The sequence below is a fragment of the Streptomyces bluensis genome (genome assembly GCF_014650715.1).
Lineage (GTDB): Bacteria > Actinomycetota > Actinomycetes > Streptomycetales > Streptomycetaceae > Streptomyces > Streptomyces bluensis.
Map to the genome: position 1 here is coordinate 35,384 of NZ_BMVM01000015.1, position 16,232 is coordinate 51,615.

The 16,232-nt window shown below is 65.9% G+C and carries 13 protein-coding genes and 2 pseudogenes; 9 read left to right on the forward strand and 6 right to left on the reverse strand.

Features of this window, described 5'->3' with window-relative positions:
* The first annotated feature begins 337 nt into the window (after window positions 1-337).
* Window positions 338-1,015 carry an HNH endonuclease family protein gene (locus tag IE262_RS29560; RefSeq protein WP_134040003.1) on the forward strand — a complete coding sequence of 226 codons (678 nt, stop codon included), beginning with the start codon at window positions 338-340 and terminating at the stop codon, window positions 1,013-1,015.
* A gap of 646 nt (window positions 1,016-1,661) precedes the next feature.
* On the opposite strand, the pseudogene IE262_RS29565 reads toward IE262_RS29560, so the two are convergent.
* Window positions 1,662-1,778, reverse strand: a pseudogene (locus tag IE262_RS29565) (oxidoreductase); the annotation flags it as partial.
* Between IE262_RS29565 and IE262_RS39750 the strand changes: the two are divergent.
* Window positions 1,779-2,020, forward strand: a pseudogene (locus tag IE262_RS39750) (DNA-binding response regulator); the annotation flags it as partial.
* Window positions 2,021-2,147: 127 nt separating this feature from the next.
* Here the strand turns inward: IE262_RS39750 and IE262_RS29570 are convergent.
* The 3 genes from IE262_RS29570 to IE262_RS29580 form a co-directional block, all read right to left on the reverse strand.
* Entirely contained in the window at window positions 2,148-3,569 is a 1,422-nt protein-coding gene (locus IE262_RS29570) for an ATP-binding protein (RefSeq protein WP_189878138.1), read from the reverse strand.
* A gap of 561 nt (window positions 3,570-4,130) precedes the next feature.
* Complete coding sequence (locus IE262_RS29575; RefSeq protein WP_229877576.1) at window positions 4,131-5,366, reverse strand: SWIM zinc finger family protein; 1,236 nt, start codon at window positions 5,364-5,366, stop codon at window positions 4,131-4,133.
* On the reverse strand, window positions 5,363-8,200 hold the full coding sequence (locus IE262_RS29580; protein WP_189877957.1) for an SCO1167/SCO6262 family helicase: 2,838 nt from the start codon (window positions 8,198-8,200) through the stop codon (window positions 5,363-5,365). Before IE262_RS29580 ends, IE262_RS29575 begins: the two co-directional genes overlap by 4 nt.
* 219 nt (window positions 8,201-8,419) lie before the next feature.
* Between IE262_RS29580 and IE262_RS29585 the strand changes: the two genes are divergently transcribed.
* The 7 genes from IE262_RS29585 (at window position 8,420) to IE262_RS29615 (ending at window position 13,101) form a co-directional block, all read left to right on the forward strand.
* On the forward strand, window positions 8,420-8,806 hold the full coding sequence (locus IE262_RS29585) for a hypothetical protein (protein WP_189877959.1): 387 nt from the start codon (window positions 8,420-8,422) through the stop codon (window positions 8,804-8,806).
* Between the two features lie 55 nt (window positions 8,807-8,861).
* A complete protein-coding gene (locus tag IE262_RS29590) occupies window positions 8,862-9,110 on the forward strand; it encodes a hypothetical protein (RefSeq protein WP_134040006.1) in 249 nt (82 codons plus the stop codon).
* The gene (locus tag IE262_RS29595; protein WP_134040007.1) at window positions 9,107-9,508 is read left to right on the forward strand and encodes a DNA-binding protein; all 402 of its coding nucleotides are present in this window, start codon (window positions 9,107-9,109) and stop codon (window positions 9,506-9,508) included. Before IE262_RS29590 ends, IE262_RS29595 begins: the two co-directional genes overlap by 4 nt.
* 464 nt (window positions 9,509-9,972) lie before the next feature.
* Window positions 9,973-10,971: a DUF4365 domain-containing protein gene (locus IE262_RS29600; protein ID WP_189877961.1), complete on the forward strand. Its 999-nt coding sequence runs from the start codon at window positions 9,973-9,975 to the stop codon at window positions 10,969-10,971.
* A gap of 100 nt (window positions 10,972-11,071) precedes the next feature.
* Window positions 11,072-11,632 (forward strand): hypothetical protein, encoded by a 561-nt coding sequence (locus IE262_RS29605; protein WP_189877963.1) that lies wholly within the window; start codon window positions 11,072-11,074, stop codon window positions 11,630-11,632.
* 117 nt (window positions 11,633-11,749) lie between these two features.
* Complete coding sequence (locus tag IE262_RS29610; protein ID WP_189877965.1) at window positions 11,750-12,202, forward strand: GntR family transcriptional regulator; 453 nt, start codon at window positions 11,750-11,752, stop codon at window positions 12,200-12,202.
* A complete protein-coding gene (locus IE262_RS29615) occupies window positions 12,199-13,101 on the forward strand; it encodes a phosphotransferase enzyme family protein (protein WP_189877966.1) in 903 nt (300 codons plus the stop codon). Before IE262_RS29610 ends, IE262_RS29615 begins: the two co-directional genes overlap by 4 nt.
* On the opposite strand, the gene IE262_RS29620 is transcribed toward IE262_RS29615, so the two are convergent.
* Together IE262_RS29620 and IE262_RS29625 are read right to left on the reverse strand one after the other, a co-directional pair.
* Window positions 13,098-14,390: a PaeR7I family type II restriction endonuclease gene (locus tag IE262_RS29620; RefSeq protein WP_189877968.1), complete on the reverse strand. Its 1,293-nt coding sequence runs from the start codon at window positions 14,388-14,390 to the stop codon at window positions 13,098-13,100. The two genes, IE262_RS29615 and IE262_RS29620, sit on opposite strands and share 4 nt — an antisense overlap.
* A gap of 25 nt (window positions 14,391-14,415) precedes the next feature.
* Complete coding sequence (locus IE262_RS29625) at window positions 14,416-15,798, reverse strand: NsdA family TPR-like regulatory protein (RefSeq protein ID WP_189877970.1); 1,383 nt, start codon at window positions 15,796-15,798, stop codon at window positions 14,416-14,418.
* Window positions 15,799-16,232 lie beyond the last annotated feature (434 nt).

The window sequence follows — 16,232 nt, forward strand, 5'->3', positions numbered from 1 at the left end:
ACGCAATGACGCAGATGCGTGGCAATCAGGTGATGGGGTTGGGCCATACAGGGGTTTCGCGAGGAGTAAAGTCCGATGCCGCATGGCGCAGCACCACTGATGTGATCTTGGGTGTTATGGGGAGGGCGCCCGCGCCCGCGACAATTCCGCGATCTCCGAGGAAATCCGACAGGGCGTCTTTCGTCTCACGTGTCACCGCCGGATGAACACGCGTCCTCGGCCACGAAGCGCATGCGCCTCCGCGAGGGTGCCCCATGGCACACCTGTCCGGTGAACCCACGCATCCATATGGCTCATTCGTTCGAGTTGAGGTTCTCGAACGAGGTAGGCACTGTGCGTGATCAAGAACCTCAAACGCGCCGCTCTTGCGGCCGCACTCCTCGCCATGCCCTTCGCGGCACCCGCTCCAGCCCATGCGCAGGAACGTTTCTCCGTGGCAGTGACCCTCCCGGTGACGGCCGCGGTCCATGCCCTCCCCCTCGCGGCGGAGGCGCGGGACGGCTACCAGCGCACGAGCTTCCGACACTGGAACGCGGGCAAGAACCCCACCGACGGCTGCAACACCCGAGCGGAGGTCCTGCTCTCCGAGGCCGTCGACCCACCCGCGGTCCTGCCGGGCTGCAAGCTGTCCGGAGGCCGCTGGTGGTCGTACTACGACTCCAAGTGGCTGACCGCCGCCTCCGCCCTGGACATCGACCATATGGTGCCGCTCGCCGAGGCCTGGGACTCCGGGGCCTCGCAGTGGACCGCGAAGCGTCGCGAGGCTTACGCCAACGACCTCGGCGCCCCGACGTCCCTGGTCGCCGTCTCCGCGGCCTCCAACCGCAGCAAGGCCGACCAGGACCCGGCCGAGTGGCTGCCGCCGGCCACCGACGTCGCGTGCCGGTACACCTCGGAGTGGATCGCGACCAAGCTTCGCTGGGAACTCACCGCCGACACCGTCGAACGTGAAGCGCTCACCCGACTCGCGGACGCGTGCCCCGGCACGACCGTGACGTACGAACCCGCCCTGTAGGACCAACGGCGTACCGGGTTGGCTCTACGTCGTCGGAGGCCGACCTCGCTCCAGCCGGACGACCACGGCGGGGGCGAGGCGGCGTACGTCGCGGGCGGTGCGTCGACCGTCAGGCGTCGCCCTCGGTCTGGGACACCCCACTCGGGGACCCCTCACGCTGAGCGCCCTCACTCGAAGACCCCTCACTCGGAGACTCCGCGCTCTGAGATCCTCCATTCGGAGATCCCTGGGAGTCCCCATTCTGAGAGTCCCCATTCTGCGAGCCCCCGCCCTGGGTTTTGCACTGCTCCCGCGCTCTTGTGGTGTTCGCGGGCCCGAATACCACAGTCCAGAGAACGTCCTCAAGGCCCTGCTTCCTCTTGACGGTCACCGCGCATGTGTCCTGAACAAGCGCTGGGGCGGTTTGGGCCGCGGCAGACGAGGCGAAGGTCATGGCTGCCACGAGGCCGATGACGGCAGCGGCAGCGGAGCGTGCGAAGGATCGGTGCGCAGAGCGCGATCGCGGAGTCTTCATGATCACACTGTGGGCGGAGCAAACACGGGGAGGAAGGCTGACAGTCCTCGCGCGGTCAATTCGACCCGATCGTGTGATCCGCCAACCGATGCCTGACCGCACGGAGGGAGTAACAGCGGGAGTAACAGCTCCTCATTGGGCGCTTGCGGCGGGACGGACGACGATCTCGTTGACGTCGACCTGCGCAGGCTGGGCAACGGTGTAGGCAATGGCCTCCGCGATGGCCGAGGCGGGCAGCGCCACGGCGCGGTCGGCTACCTCCTCAAGGACCGCGTCAGCGCCGTCGGTGAGTTCGTCGACGCGGTTGCCCAGGTCGCCGCGGGCGCGACGGTGGTGGACCCCGAAGTGGTCGGCCAACTCCTCAACCTCCGCCGCGATCCCCTGCGACGCCTCTGTACGTCACCGAAGCAGCAGTCAACAAGAACGTCAGCAACATCCTTCAGAAACTCGACCTCCACCTCTACGGCCGGGGACACCGCCGCGTCCTCGCACCGCAACTGAGACGGAAAGCGAGACGGGGCCCGACGAAGGCCCCGACCGGCGAACGGTCGAAGGTGGTGGACGGTGCTGAACGGCAGCGAATGCAATCAGAACTGCAACCAGGGGTTCAGTTCCTGCTCACGCCCTGAGCCAGGCACCGAGCAGTTCCTCGGGGCCGTACACAGCCTGAAGGCCGGAACAACCGGCCCCGCTGCGGGAGACCGCCACGAGCGGTACCGGCTCGTCGGTGATCGCCGCCCGGTGCTTCTGCAGTGCGGCCAGGTCGTGGCTGTCGAACGCGGAGTTCTCCAGCCACTTGATCGAGCCGAGGAAAAGCAACTGCTGTGCCACCGGCTGCCGGTCGGCCCCCACCACGTCGATTTCGACGTCGTTGCTGCGGGTCCAGTACCCACCGATGGCCGGAGCGGCGGGAAGGAGCCCGTCCGGCAGGAGACGGGCGAGGGATTCCCGGACCAGGGGCTCGATCGCGCGGCCCCGCCAGCTCGTCCACTGCTCCTTGATCCGGCTCAGCGTGAGATCTCCCCGCATCCGCTCGATCTCCGCCATGTGTGGATCCAGAAACGCGAGCCAGAAGCGCAGGTAGGGGTCTGCCACCCGGTAGCGGCGTTCCTTCGACGGCCTCAGCGAGAGCGGCAGCTCCGCGGCCACGACCCTTTTCTCGGTCAGGACGTCGGTGGCTCGGGTGAGAGTGGTGTGGGCGATACCGCCCGCCGCGCGAGCGATGTTGGTGAAGGTTCGTTCCCCGGATCCGATGGCCCGCAGGACCTCCCTGCTCATTGCCCGCGGTGGAAATTCCGCGGCCAGTGAGCGTTCGGCGGAGACGAGCAGCGCCGAGATCGGGTTGTCCAGCGAGTCGCGGAGGAACTCCCACACATCGGCTCCGGCCCGCCACTCGGCGCAGATCAGTGGGAGACCGCCCGTGATCAGAGCGGCGTCGAACGCGGCCGCAGGAGACAGGTCGAGCATCTCGCCGATGTCGGCCGGGTTCAGGGGCCCCACGACCATCTCCCGGCCACGCTGGTGAAAGGGACGGTCGTAGCTGTTCAACGCCTCCATCATCGACAGATCGGACCCGACCAGGAGGAGAAGCACCGGCTTGCGGCTGAGCAGCCGGTCCCACGCCCGCTGCAGCATGCCCTCGAAGGCGTCGATGCGGTCCATGAGATACGGGACCTCGTCGATGACGAAGACGCTGGGGGTGTCGTCGGGCAGGACCTCCGCAAGCAGCCTGAATGCCGCATTCCACTGCGTCGGTGTTTCCTCCGAGAACAGTCCCCGCTCGGGAAGGGTGGATCTGGCGACGGCGTCGAGCAGTTCGGTCAGTTCGTCCTCCGCCGTGCCGCCCGCCGCGGTGAAGAAGAGGTACGGCGTCTCGGTACGCCGGAGGAATTCCTCGACGAGGCTGGACTTGCCGACCCGCCGCCTTCCCCGCATGAGGATGCACTGCCCCGGTTTCGCCGACCCGACGGCATCGTGAACCGCCTGCAAGGCGTTGCCCAGCACGCTCAGTTCGCGGTCCCGCCCGATGAAACGACGCATGTACGCTCCCCGCGCGGAGATGGTATCGATGGAGATAGTATCTCCATTGATACCATTGCCCTCGCATTCGGCCATGAGGCTCATGACGCTGTGGATGCCGGAGAGGTTGAAAACCCGCTCGTCGTCTCGCAGGTGGCACCAGGCTTCGAGGTGGGGCGGGACGAGCATGAGGCGGCTGAGGGTGCGCACCGTCCGGTTCCCCGCTGTCGCGACGTATCGGCTGTAAACGCAACCAAAGATGCAACCGGTCCACACCGAAGAGCCGAGCCACGACTGTGGCTCGGCTCTTCGTTTCGCCTCTTCAGGCGGCTGCGGAGGATACGAGATTCGAACTCGTGAGGGGTTGCCCCCAACACGCTTTCCAAATGTTCGTCCGGGGGTGTTCGTCCGGGGGTTCGGGGACGCTCGGGGACGTCCTGACCTGCGGTGCAGCGGGTGCGGGCGGAGCTTCTGAACGGTGCTGTACGCCGGTGAGTGCAACCAGAACTGCAACCACGGAAGCGGAGCGGCGTGAGTGTCCAGCTTCTGCTCGTGGCTCCTGGTCGGCGGGGAATCGCCTCCTTACTCCCCGTTCTGCGACCAGGCCGCGGTGAGCGCGGTGACCGGGTCACTGTCGGCTGGTGCTGCGGGCCACCATTCGCCGTCGTCGTCCTGGAGGTAGGGGTACCAGCGGGCGTCGGGACCCAGACGCAGCTGGATGCCGAGGTGGGTGAGGGTGAGGCGGTTGCGCCAGGTTCTGAGGTGTGTGAGGGAGTCGGTCATCTCGGCGAGGGCCGCGTCCAGGGCGGCGCGGGTGGCCTTCATCACCTTCGGGTCGGGGGTGTGGGGGTGTTCGGCGACGGTGATGCCGGTGGGGCCGCCGTGGCGCCAGGCGCGGGTGAGGCGTGCGAAGGCAGTGGGGTTGGCGCCGGTGTTCTGGATCAGGTGGTGGAACCACTCGGGTCCGGGGTTGCTCGCGGCGATGCGCACGGCGTCCTGGTGCTGGGTCAGGTGCAGGTCGGCGGTGTCGCCCGCGAGGAGCCGGGCGGCGCGCGCGGTGGTGTCGGCCATGAGGCGTTCCAGGTCCGCGGAGGCCAGGCCGGTGCCGGGTGGCGGGACGACGGGCAGTGCTGTGGTGTGGGCGGCGGGTTCCGGGAGTTCGGGCAGTTCGGGCGGCTCTTCGGCCCAGCGGGCGTACGCGGCGGCGGCCGGGATGTCGGCCGGCGCCGGTGGGGAGGGGGTCTCCTGTGCTGCCGTACGGAGTGCGCGCAGCTGGGCGAACACCTCCTCGCGACCGCGGCCGCGCAGTGCGAAGAGCACGAACGGGTCGGCGTCGATGGTGGCGGCGATGGCGTAGCAGAGCGCGGCGGCGTGCTTGCAGGGGTATCCCCAGTCGGGGCAGGAACACTCCGGATCGAGCTCGGTGGGCAGTGGGAGCAGTGGGACGCCTGCGTGCCGGGCGTCGTCTACGAGTTCGGCGGGCATCTCGTCGTCGAGAAGTGCTGCGAGGTGCCCGGCGCGGCCCGCGATCGTGTCGAGCAGGGTGTCCCACTGAAGGTCGGTGAGGACGGGCAGGTGGACTGAGGAGCGGTACGGGCGCGGGCGGCTGCCCTGGACAGCGGCATTGACCTGGCCCGGAGCGACGGTGACCGGGCCGACCATGCCTTTGCGGGCGTAGGTGCGTCCGCGCGAGAGCCGTCCGGCGTCCAGGGTGGAATCCTCCAGGGCGGCCACCCATGCCTGGCCCCACCAGGTCGCGGCGAAGGCTCGCTTGCCGCGGGCGGGCGCACGGCGCGGGCCGGGGACAGCGGGGCTCATGACTGCCTCCCCAGGGCGACGAGTTCGGCGAGGTCGGCGTCGGACAGTTCGGTCAGGGCTGCCTCGCCGGAGCCGACGACGGCGTCGGCGAGGGTGCGCTTGGCTTCGAGCAGCTTCGCTACCTTGTCCTCCACGGTTCCCTCCGCGAGGAGCTTGTGTACCTGGACGGGTTTGTCCTGTCCGATGCGGTAGGCGCGGTCGGTGGCCTGGTCCTCGACGGCCGGGTTCCACCAGCGGTCGTAGTGCACGACGTGAGTGGCGCGGGTGAGGTTGAGTCCGGTGCCCGCCGCCTTCAACGACAGCAGGAAAACCGGCACTTCACCGCGCTGGAAGCGGTCCACCATCTCCTCGCGCTGCGCGACGGGGGTGGCACCGTGCAGGAAGAGAGCGGGGACGCCGCGCTCTGCGAGGTGCTTCTCCAGCAGAGCCGCCATCTGTTTGTACTGCGTGAAGACCAGCACGGATTCGCCTTCGGCGGTGATGGTGTCAAGAAGTTCGTCGAGCAGATCGAGCTTGCCGGAGCGGCCCCGCAGCGGAGTGGACTGGCGCAGGTACTGGGCGGGATGGTTGCAGATTTGCTTCAGCGCGGTGAGCAGTTTCAGCACGAGGCCGCGCCGGGCAATGCCCTCGGATTTCTCGATCTTCGCCATGGTCTCGCGGACCTGTGCCTCGTACAGGCTGGTCTGCTCGGCCGTCAGCGGGACGACGCGGTCGGTCTCGGTCTTGGGCGGCAGTTCGGGCGCGATGCCGGGGTCGGACTTCTTGCGGCGCAACAGGAAGGGACGTACGAGACGGGTCAGGCGCTCGGCTGCCTCGGGATCCTTGCCCGCCTCGATGGCGCGGGCATGCCGGTCACGGAAGGCGGTGAGTGTGCCGAGGAGCCCGGGGGTGGTCCAGTCGAGCAGGGCCCACAGCTCGGAGAGGTTGTTCTCCACGGGGGTGCCGGTGAGAGCGACGCGGGCGTGGGCGGGCAGGGCGCGCAGTTCGCGGGCGGTGACGGCGTAGGGGTTCTTGACGTGCTGGGCCTCGTCGGCGGCCACCAGCGACCAAGTTGTCTCGGCAAGCACTTCGCGGTCGCGGCGCAGCACCCCGTAGGTGACCAGGACGATCTCGTCGCTGGTCAGGTCCTTGAGGTGGCGGTCACCGCCGTGGTAACGGCGTACGGGTGCGGACGGTGCGAATCTGGCGGCCTCGCGCTGCCAGTTGCCGAGCAGGGAGGCCGGGCAGACGACAAGGGTGGGGCCGGCGGTGGTGGGCTCGCTCTGGCGGTGCAGGTGCAGAGCGAGCAAGGTGATGGTCTTGCCCAGGCCCATGTCGTCGGCGAGACAGCCGCCGAGGCCGAGTGCGCACATCTCGGCCAGCCAGGCCAGGCCCCGCTTCTGGTACTCGCGCAACGTGGCCTTGAGAGCGGCGGGCTGGGGCACGGGGGTGCGGGACTCGGGGTCGCGGATACGAGCGACCAAGTCGCCGAGCGCACCGACCGCCGCACAGGGGACCCGGTCGCCGTCCCGCTCGGCCTCGCCGGTCAGCGCGGCGCTCAACGCCTCCATGGGGGTGAGCGGTTCCATCCGGCGGCGCTTGGCGCGGGCCACCAGCTTCCGGTCGGCGACCACCCACTGGTCGCGAAGTCGGACGAGGGGGCGGCGTGACTCTGCGAGGGCATCCATCTCGGCCTCGGTGAGCGGCTCGCCACCAAGGGAGACCTGCCAGCGGAAGTCGAGGAGGGCCTCGGTGTCCAGCAGGCCGCCCGCGGTGGAACCGGGGGCGGCGCGCTGCCCGATCTCCGCGGTCGTGGTGAGTGCCTTGACCAGTTCGCGCGGCCAGTGCACGTCGACACCGGCCGCGCGCAGCGCGTCCGTGGCGTCCCCAAGGAGTTCGAAGGCTTCGTCGTCGGTCAACCGGAGCTGATCGGGAGCGGCTTCGTTGAGCAGTCTTTGCAGCGGAGGCCAGGCGCGGGCGCCGCGACGCAGGGCGAGCAGGGTCTCGGTCTCGGCGCGCGGGCCGAGCAGCCGCTCCACTTCGGTCGGCTCGCTCCACAGCCGTGCGGCCTCGATGACGAGCGCCGGGTCCGCCGCGGTGTGCAGTTGCAGGACGGCCCGGAACTGCCGTCGGCGTCCGTCGGGTACGTCGACGCGCAGGGAGACACTGACCTCGGCGGTGAGCGCCGCCTGGGTTTCCTCGGCCCATTCACGCAAGGTGGGCACGGCACGGGCCTCGCGCCAGGCGTACGGCAGCGCTCCCATGGCGAGCGGCGCGGCCGGCGTACGGACCAGATCATCGGCGACCGCGTCGCAGAACTGGCGTACCAGCGCAGCCGGTTCGGCGATCCGTACCGGTGCAGGGCCAGGCTCGGGCAGGCAGTGGGCGTGCGGCGGGAAAGCGGCGGCCAGGGCGTCCAGCGACTGGCGCTGGGCGGCGGTGCAGGGACCCACCTGCCAGGTGTCGTAACCGGCGGGGGTGAGGGCCGGGTGGAAGCGGCCGTCGGCGAGCAGCCGCAGCGCCAAGCGAGTGGCGGCCTGCCAGGCGGCGCCGGAGGGATGCGTCGGCTCCGCATTGGCCAGGGCGGAGACAGCGACGGCGACAGGCAGCGCGTAACCCTCGACCCTGCGCCGCCTGACCGAGCGGCCGTGCGGCAGGACCAGCTCCACCGTCTCGGTCTCCAGGCCGGTGGGCGCCATACAGTCTCCGGCTGCTGCCCCGGTCGGCTTCCACAGCAGCAGCCGCCCAAGGCGGGCGGGCTCACCGGGCAGGAACACCGCCGCCCAGCCGTCGCCGAGCAGCTCCCTCACGAAGGCGGATGTTTCCTGCCGGGCCAGCGGCGGTGCGCTCCTCATGCCCGTACTCGGCTCTCGTACGACGGCTCGTGCCACTCTCTTCCGCCCTGTCGCTTGCCGGACCCTCCCCCGGCCCGCTCACCACCGAACCCCATCAGGCGACGTCACACGCTGGCAACCGCGGGCCTTTGCTTGACTGCTGGCGACGACGCAACGGCGGATATGCCGCTGCTGAACACAGCGGTCCTCAACCGTACGGTGCAGCGCTACGGTGAGGCCATGAGCACCTGGGAACCAGCCGCGCTGGAGGCGTTGACCGAAGAGGCCACCGTCGACGCCTACGGCCAGGATGAGCAGCTCACCGGCTTCTTCACGATGATCGAGGAAAGCCTTGCCATGCCGTTCACCACGACTGTTCTGGGCGTCGAGGTGAGCGTGGTCGGTGTCGATCTGGCCGAGGACGGGCGCGTGGTCGCACGCTGCGCCCGGGGGCCGGTCCGACAGGACATCGGAATTCTGGACCTGCCGCTGCCGGAACCCGCCCCCCCGAGGGCTCGCAATGGATCGAGGCATACCGCTACTGGGCTCGCTGAACTGGCGCGTCGCACAACTGCACAGCTGAGCTCCTGCTCGAACGGACAGTCGCCCCGACTGCCGCTGACTTGACCGACTGCGGCAAACAGAGAGCACGCAGCGCGCATACCGCAGTATGCTTATGGCTATGGCTGACACCACACGCATCACGGTGACACTCCCCACCGAGCAGGTGGCGGAGCTGAAGAAGATCACGGACAACATCTCCGGCTACGTGGCCGAAGCGGTCGCCAGACAGATCCGGCATCAGCTTCTGGGGGCCGACCTGCGCAGCCACACAGACGAGCACGGGGCCTTCAGTGAGCAAGAGCTGGCCGAGGCGCGGGCGCGGATCTTCGGTACGACGCAGGCCGCCGGCGGCGCGAGCGCCGCGTGAGCGGGCACATTGAGACTGTCGTCCTGGACAGCGAGGGGCTGTCGGCCTGGGTGGCGCAGGACCGGAAGGTTCTGGCGATGTTCCAGGTGTTCCACGACATGGGAGCGGACCTTGTCGTCAGCGCCAACACCATCGTGGAGGTGAGCCACACCAGGGTGAACCTGCCCCGACTGCAATGGGCGCTCTCCCGGGTCAAGGTGGAGCCGGTCACGGAGGCAGCGGCCAAGGCGGCGGCACAACTGCTCAAGGGCGCCGCTCTGCACGGACACAAGTACGCGATCGACGCCACCGTCGCCGAAGCGGCCTTGCGTCAGCCTGGCCCGGCCGCCATCCTCACGTCGGATGTCGATGACATGACCCGGCTGTGCGGCAGCAAGGTCCGGATGATCGGGCTCTGACCGCTGCCGTGACTCCGTCGCGGAGTCTGCGTCGGTCGCCCCACGGATGCGAGCATGCACCTTTCCTGCCTGACGGGTATGTCCCGAATGCCGCCTATAAAGGCAACCGAAACTGCAGCCAGGGCATGACGAAGAGTCGGACTGCAATGAGCGGTCCGACTCTTCGTTTCGCCTGTTCAGGCGAGTGCGGAGGATACGAGATTCGAACTCGTGAGGGGTTGCCCCCAACACGCTTTCCAACTGTCCGCGTGACTGTTCGGGGGCGTTCGCAGGGGGTCAAATAGCAGGTCAGAGACGGTAAGTGGACGGCAGTGAACGATGGCGGCCGTCAGCGCACTGGACAAAGACCAGGACAACGAACGACCTTTGGGAAGGCCAGGTCAGCGCGTGGTTAGACGGACGTGACCAGCCCGGGTTGTCGGTGCCTGCCGATATCCTGGCGGTCGCTGACTTCAGGGGGGCCAGTGTCAACTGTCCGTGGCAGTCGCAAGATCGAGAGGGCGGGCGTCAACGCCCTTCGCACCCTTCTTGAGGAACACGATCACCTCGTTCAGGAGATCGACGGAGGGAACGATCACGGCGAGGACATGATCGTTAACTTCACGCGCGGCAGCAAGAGGACGCCTTACTGGATTGCCATTCAGGTGAAGAGTGGCAAGAAGTACAAAAGGGTCAACGGGTACGCGATCCCCATAGATGACCATTTCGACGACTGGCGGCAGAGTCGCATCCCCATCATCGGCGTCGTCTACGACATGAAAAAGAAAGAACTGTTCTGGGTAAACCTTGCTGAACAGTTACGGTCCGTAGATGAGAGCCCCGGATGGGTTCAAGTAGCCAACACCTCGCGGCTCAACTCTGACACGATTGACACCTTCTATGCAGAAGTCGCGGCTTATGCTGGTGATGCCAGGATGCGGATTCGCGCGGCGAGCCAGGAGGATGCGCTAACCGAAGCCGTCCGAGCCAGGCATGGGCTAGATCCCGAGACGGCACCCAACCCGCTATTTGAGGAACTTGCTGACTTTGCGCTTCGGCATGAAGAACGTCTCCGTGTTTTTCGCAAGGATCTGATTCGATCCCTCCCCATCCAAGTTCTAGTTCTCATCATGCTGTGGGAGTGGCCTCGCCAAATTCGCTTCGTTGAAGGGTCCGCAGACTGGGTGAACCCAGTCGTATGGGTGCTCACCCTTTACCACTTCATGCTGTTCATGGCGCTTACCATATTCTTTGAGTTCAGAGCGGGGCGAGTCCCTAAGGAGACGGGGAGGTGGCTCTCTATCATTGCGGGCAACTTTCTTTGGATTCCGATAATGGACCCTGACGGAGATGATGGGTGGTGGGGCACATTTTGGATTTATGCAGGATGGCTCGTGCCGTCGTTCGGTCTCAAATTCCTGATTATTAGTTTCGTCGGGTTCGCTCGCGACCGCAAGAAAAAGCAGCTCAAACCCGATATGTGAGCCAATTGTGTTTTAGCGTGTGCGTACCCGGTGATTGCGGGCGGTCACGACCGTCCCTCACAGCGCCGAACGGTCCCGAGAAAAGCGAAGGAGTAAGCCTATGTATGACTGCGTGGGATGCGGGAGTCGCCGCCGGGAGGGGCTGTTCTTCGGCTCCGGGAATGAAGCGAAGTGGTGGTGCTCGCGGTGCCAGAGTGCCAGCCAGAAGAAGCTGATCAGCTCTCTCGATGACCGCTCCCGGGACGTCCTCACCCGTGATGCCGAAGGTGTGGACTGGCCCTACGGCCCGAACGTTTACGTCCATATGCGCGCGGACCTGCTGGACTGGGCGGACCGATACGACCTCAGGAGTGGCAGCACGGGGTGTTCGTCTGGACTGCACTGGCTTGACAAGGGCCGCTGCGCCAAGAGGGACTGCCACGACAGGCCGGGTTTCTACGACCACACGACCACGTGGCTTTCCCGGACCACCGGCAGGCCCGCTCTGGTCCTTAACCAGCCGTACAGGCAGGTCGACCCGGCTGAGATTTGGAAGCTCATCAGCGAGTACCCGTCTCTCACGGCCGAGGTGGGACCCGAGAGTTGGTACGGCTCAGGAACTTTCGCTGTCTACATCTGGAATGACAGCAACCGCGCCGATGCTGGTCGTCCGCACCGTTAACCGCGCATCGAGGGGCTTCACCGGATATGAGACCGTCGGCCAGTCGCGGCGTACGTGGAAAACTTGACCGCGAGGCGCCCACCAGGACGCCGGCGAGGCAGAGGAAGAGGAGGCCACGTGCCGCAGGGCAGTCCGCGAGGTACGTACCTGGAGGTCTCGGAATCCCTCCGCGAGAAGATCAGAGGCGGCGAGATAACTGAAGGACTGCCGTCTCAGTCGGCCCTCGTGAGCGAGTACGGCGTGAGCCGCAGCACCATCGAGCGGGCGCTTGCCGCGCTCAAGGCCGATGGTGTGGTCGAGTCGGTACAGGGCGCCGGATGGTTCGTGGCAGGGACCGGCGACCGCCGACCGTTGGTCGAGCGGGTAACTGACCTGCTGCGCGGCGAGGGGGTGAAGGTGGGCGACCGCTTCCCTACCGAGAAGGAGCTGTGCGAGCGGTTCGGCGCGTCCCGGACCGCCGTGCGCTCCGCCATCGCGCAGATGGAAGGTCAAGGGCTGATCGGCAAGGGGGCAGGGCGAGGGCGGGAAGTCCTCACCCTGCCGACCGGGCAGGAGACGCAGACGGCATGACGACGACGGAACGCACGGAGTTTGACGCGGACGCGGCAGAGGCCATCCTGCGCCGGGCATGCGCGGTCGCCGACCTGGACCCAGACGGCATCGAGATCCTTCGGCTAGGCGACCATGCCGTGTTCCGCATCGACGGTGGCCGGATCATCTCGCGGGTAGGGCGGGGCGCCGACCGCCTTGCCTCGGTACGGCGAGAAGTGGCCGTGGCCCGGTGGCTCGCGGACCAGGGGTACCCGGCCGCTCGTCTCGTCACGGACGCCGAACAGCCGATCGTGATCCAAGATCACCCCGTCACCTTCTGGGAAGGGCTCGCCGACGGCGACAGGTACGCGAGTACGGCGGAGATGGGTGTGCTATTGCGGCAACTCCACGAACTGGAGCCGCCGCCTTTTTCACTGCCGCGACTCCAGCCGTTCGATAAGGTTGCGAGCCGCTTGGAGCGTGCCGCCATTCCGGAGAGCGCCCGCGCATTCCTCCGCTCGATGGCGAGAGATTTGGAGGCAGAGTATGGGCGCCTCAAATTCTCGCTTCCATCGGGGCATCTGCACGGTGACTTCAACGTGGGTAACGTCCTGCACGACGCGGCAGGCCATCCGCGCGTCATTGACCTGGATGGATTCGCCACGGGTCCCCGCGAGTGGGACCTGATGCAAACGGCCATGTACTACGACAGCTTTGGTTGGCACACGGAAGTGGAGTATGCGGATTTCGTGGCCGGCTACGGTTTCGACGTGCGTGAGTGGTCCGGATACGCCGTTCTGCGGAGTGTGCGAGAACTCCTGATGGTCACATGGCTCTCGCAGAACGCGGGCGCGAACCCTCGGGCCGCTGACGAGGTTGAGAAGCGGGTGGCGACTCTCCGGTCAGGAGGATCACGCCGAGACTGGGCTCCCTTCTAAGCTTCAGGCGTGTCGAATTTGCGGACCAAATCGACGATGGCGTCCCCGCTTACCTCACGCACACCTGGGCCACTACGTACATAGAATTTTCCGTCATAGGTAACAGGAGCGTTCATAGCCCTGATGTCGATTCTCCAGAGCAGATACCCTTTATAGGTGAAGGGGGTCAACGACGAGGCCACTTCTTCAGCGAACCGAGGCGTCAGCTTAGCGCTCCTTATCTTGCTAACGAGCCAGCGGAAGTGCTCATCAATACTTCTGCCTAGGCGATCTATCTCGTGCCTCGTCCCGGTGATATAGAACCCCCCAACCTCAATGCTATTCACAGAAGAAAATCTCCTGATTGCAGCCGCGTCTTGAGCATCATCTGCAACGCCTATAAGGATCACCCCCTCCGCGCCTGTTCCCGTATTGGCCATCGCTGATGCGATTTTTAGAATCTTGTCGAAATTTCTATCATCGAACTTCGTCGGGTCGTTGACAGTACAGAATCCCTGCTTGAGCTCGAAAAGAGCGTCCTCCGTCAGCTTACTCGACAACATCTCCTCAAAAGCGGCTTCCTCCCCCTGAGCGCGCAGGTGACTGATGTCATCCTTTTTGGATAGCAGCTTGAAGTATGCGTCGAAAGTTATTCCGTTTCGTTCATGGCGCGCAGCTAGAACGAGTACATCTTCCGCCAACCGCTCGATAAAACTGCCCAACTCCATCGATTGATGCGGTTGACTCGGCGCGGACTTAGGGTCTCCATTCGAGACGATGTAGCAAGCATTATCGTAGAGGCGAGTTTCTACGAGCCGTTCGTAGAAGCGATCTGAAACGCGACTGAGGGCACTTGAACGCAACTCGACGCGCGCATGTCGCCTGTCCCTGCCGGAAAGCGCAATACGCTCCTGACGTTCTTCCTCGATGAATATGAAGCCAAGGTGCGGCCGGATGCGGTACAGGTCCGGATGCCCATAACGCATTCTTACGTCGGCGGCAATGGCGCTCAATTCCTGCATATGGTTCCGCATATTCTTCCTGAAGGAGGCTGCGGAACTCGCCTTCCAAATTATTGCCGCGAGCGGAACACTGTCCTTGCTGATCACAAGATCCCAGCTTCGATCAACACCTTGCGCCATCGGAAGGGTTGCGTTGCGCCCCCGTTCAATCCAAGCCGGGTCCACACCGCGAGCGACGAGTTCGGTAACCAGGGCTTCCTCGAGACGTTGCCCGGCTTGGTCGTATGGATAGCCCGAGCCGCCGTCTCGGATCCAGAACTGCTTCGCTGCCTCACTTACTGATTCCAACTTTCCCTTCCTTCATCGAAGACATTTAGGGCGTCAAGTCGCATTGCTGCCACAGGCGGAAGGTGCGTGCTTCTTCTGTGAAGGTACGGAATTCCACAGCACCTCGCATCATGGGCGAAATGCGCTCGCGGAATTCTCGAACGTACTGAACGCAGCGCGCCGACTTCAGCCCCTCGCCGAGTTGTAGCGCAGTCTTGGCGATTTCGCAGCCGTGCCGGATCTCGCCTTGGTTGATATATGCTTCGGCCTGCACCATCGTCGCGAAGAAGTCGCTTCGATTGTTCAGGCCATCGCCGAAGATCGATCCCGCGCCCCGTTCTGCCGCTTCTGCGGACCGGCCCAAATCTCGGAAGCAATGGCCGATCTCGGCTGCAAGTTCCACTTCATCGAAATACGCGATGTACGGCGGATCGCTGTCCGGGGTCCGCTGACTGAGCTTGCGCTCTGCCTCTACCAAGGCGAGGTCGCATCCTCGTTCGTCGCCGAGACGGGCCAAGGCCCGGGCCTCCATAGCGTGGAACTGCGCGGACATCGTGGGACCCAGCACGCCGGCCGGTCCTGTGTAGGCCGCCCGAGCGAGGGTGGCCGCATCCTGATAGCGCCCGAGGAACGTGGCCTGGTGGCTCATCGCGGAAAGAATGCTGCCGCCAAGGAGCCGGTCCCCTGCCGCTTGCGTCATGCGCAGTGCCTGGATGAAGTACCGCTGACCGATGCCGTGAAGGCCGCTGTCGTACGACATCCACCCGGCGAGCAAGAGCGCTTCCGCCACAGCCGAGTAGAGCTGTTTCCCCACGGCGTCGGAGTACTTCCCGTCCAGCATCGGCCGGACGTCCGTATGAAGATACTGGATCAGCGCGCGCCGGGCGTGGCCACCGCCGAACTTGCCGTCGAGCATGCTGAACGCTTCGGCGGTGGAACGGATCATCTCCACGTCCACCGTGCCGATCGCTCGGTTGCCCGCGCGTGTCAGCTCTCCGTCCGGCGGGGCGACGATCCAGCGCAGGGAAGCCGTGTTCCAGGCGGCTGAGTCCGGCTGTGCCCTGACCAGTACCTCAGCCTCAGCAAGGTCGGCACGCCAGAGGTCCGCGACGGTCTTGGCCGTCGCCTCGGGCCTGTCCGCGAACTCAAGCCCGAGGTCAGGCTGTACGGAGGACACTGCCGCGTCGCCCATGCCGATGTCGTCCAGGGTGAGCCGGCGCCCCAACTTCTGCCCGACGGCATCCGCGATGAACTGCGGCATGTTGCCGCGCGGGATCGCCCCCTTGAGCCACCGCGAGACGTACGCGTGATCGCAGGTGATGTCTTCGCCTGACCGAGCGGCAGCGGCGACCACCGCGCGAGCAAGGGACTTGTGCGAGAAGTCGCCTTCCTGCATGAGCGCGGCCAGTCTGGCGTTCCGGTCTGCCATGGGACCCCCAGAGTGCGGCCGTAGTACCAGCTTGACTCATCGTCACTCTACGCAGGTCAGCCCCGGGGTGCAGAGGGTTCGCACCTAGGCGTGCACGAGTGCACCCCCAAGTACTCGCTCCCGAACCGGGCCCCGGATGGCGACAGTTGAATCACCACCGCACGGGACAGGCCGACGGTTCCGAGTTGAAAGCCACGGGTTGACGGCGCGGAATCCTTCTGCCAACGTGAGTGGTAGGTAATACACACCACGCATTGAGGTGTGTGGCACCGAAGCACGACCAATGGGGGCCATGTCCACCGGACGCGGTCTCAAGGGGCCCGGGACAGAGCGGGCCGAGGGCGCACCCGACCCTGGTCATTCGGGAGGGCTTAGACCGAAAGGTCACGTCTCCATACGCCTACAACGGGGCCATGCCGAGCTACCTGATACGG

What these genes read in the sequence shown, in the direction of transcription:
- IE262_RS29590 (WP_134040006.1), top strand. Translation starts at nt 8,862, where the DNA reads ATGGCTGACACCACACGCATCACGGTGACACTCCCCACCGAGCAGGTG.
- IE262_RS29570 (WP_189878138.1), bottom strand. Translation starts at nt 3,569, where the DNA reads ATGCGTCGTTTCATCGGGCGGGACCGCGAACTGAGCGTGCTGGGCAAC.
- IE262_RS29625 (WP_189877970.1), bottom strand. Translation starts at nt 15,798, where the DNA reads ATGGCAGACCGGAACGCCAGACTGGCCGCGCTCATGCAGGAAGGCGAC.
- IE262_RS29605 (WP_189877963.1), top strand. Translation starts at nt 11,072, where the DNA reads ATGTATGACTGCGTGGGATGCGGGAGTCGCCGCCGGGAGGGGCTGTTC.
- IE262_RS29580 (WP_189877957.1), bottom strand. Translation starts at nt 8,200, where the DNA reads ATGAGGAGCGCACCGCCGCTGGCCCGGCAGGAAACATCCGCCTTCGTG.
- IE262_RS29615 (WP_189877966.1), top strand. Translation starts at nt 12,199, where the DNA reads ATGACGACGACGGAACGCACGGAGTTTGACGCGGACGCGGCAGAGGCC.
- IE262_RS29575 (WP_229877576.1), bottom strand. Translation starts at nt 5,366, where the DNA reads ATGAGCCCCGCTGTCCCCGGCCCGCGCCGTGCGCCCGCCCGCGGCAAG.
- IE262_RS29585 (WP_189877959.1), top strand. Translation starts at nt 8,420, where the DNA reads ATGAGCACCTGGGAACCAGCCGCGCTGGAGGCGTTGACCGAAGAGGCC.